2 protein-coding genes are annotated in these 1,099 nt (G+C 70.6%); one reads left to right on the top strand and one right to left on the bottom strand.

Annotated features, from left to right (window positions below; genetic code table 11):
• Positions 1-677, top strand: a 677-nt coding sequence (locus tag GL263_RS27055) for a nucleotidyltransferase domain-containing protein (RefSeq protein WP_182858360.1), incomplete at its 5' end; no start/stop codon positions are given.
• Here the strand turns inward: GL263_RS27055 and GL263_RS27050 are convergent.
• Positions 662-1,099 (bottom strand): nuclear transport factor 2 family protein (locus GL263_RS27050; protein ID WP_194377952.1); only part of this gene is annotated, 438 nt, incomplete at its 5' end. The two genes, GL263_RS27055 and GL263_RS27050, sit on opposite strands and share 16 nt — an antisense overlap.

The following is a 1,099-nucleotide window of genomic DNA, read 5'->3' as shown; positions in this document are numbered from 1 at the left end:
GTGTTCTCTTGTCGGGGGTTGTGGGGTCTACCGCGTACGGGTTGGCGCGGGAGGGGTCGGATGTGGACCGGTTGGGGGTGTTCGCGGTGCCTACCGAGGAGTTGCACGGGCTGCGGGGGCCGCGGGAGTCGTATGTGACGACGGCGCCGGACCGGACGTTGCACGAGGCGGGCAAGTGGTGCCGGCTCGCACTGGGGTGCAATCCGACCGTCATGGAACTCGTCTGGTTGCCGGACGAGTTGTACGAGGTGCGGACGGGGCTCGGGGACGAGCTGATCGGGATCCGGGGGGCGTTCCTCAGTGCGCGGCGGGTGCGGGACGCCTATCTGGGGTATGCGGAGCAGCAGTTCCGGAAGCTGCGCGGTCGCGGGGATGTGGCTCGTGGTGCGGGGAACCGGGCGAGGGTGGCGAAGCACGCGCGGCATCTGAGGCGGTTGTGTGAGCAGGGGTTCGAGCTGTACCGGACCGGTCGGCTGACCCTGCGGGTCGAGGATCCGGAGAGTTACCACCGCTTCGGGGAGCGGGTGGCTGACGATCCCGAGGCGGCGGTGCCGCTGTTGAGCGACTTCGAGGCCGCCTTCGCCCGGACGTCCGGTGTGTTGCCCCAGGCGCCTGACGAGGCCGCGGCCGAGGCGTGGTTGCGTCGGGTGCGGCGGTGCTTCTACGCGCCGGGCTGAGGGGTCGGGTTGGTGGCGGTGAGGGCGGTGAGGACTGCTTCGCCGAGGGTCTGGACGGCGGACTGCGGGCGGACCATCACGGTGAACTCCTTGATCCGGTCGTCGGGGGTGAGGTGCAGGAGGTCGATGCCGTGGATCTGGCGGCCGGCCACGGTGGCGCGGAAGAGGAGGACGGCTGAGGCGGCCTCGGTGTTGTCCGTGCTGGTCAGGGCGGTGCCGGTGTGGTCGCCGATGTAGTGGAAGTCGTCGAAGACCTGGAAGAGGGCGGTGAAGAGCCCGAGGACGGCGGGTCGGCCCTCGAACGGCCGGAACTTGACCGGGCTGTAGAGGCGGATGTCCTCGGTGATGAGCTCCTCGACGGCGGTGAGGTCGCGGCGGTCCACGGCGGCGCGGAAGCGGTCGGCGGCGGTGGGGGTCGGGGT

Origin of the sequence: Streptomyces durbertensis (assembly GCF_014156695.1) — a bacterium.
Lineage (GTDB): Bacteria > Actinomycetota > Actinomycetes > Streptomycetales > Streptomycetaceae > Streptomyces > Streptomyces durbertensis.
The sequence above is the reverse complement of the archived record's forward strand: the minus strand, read 5'-3'. Positions and strand labels throughout refer to the sequence as shown.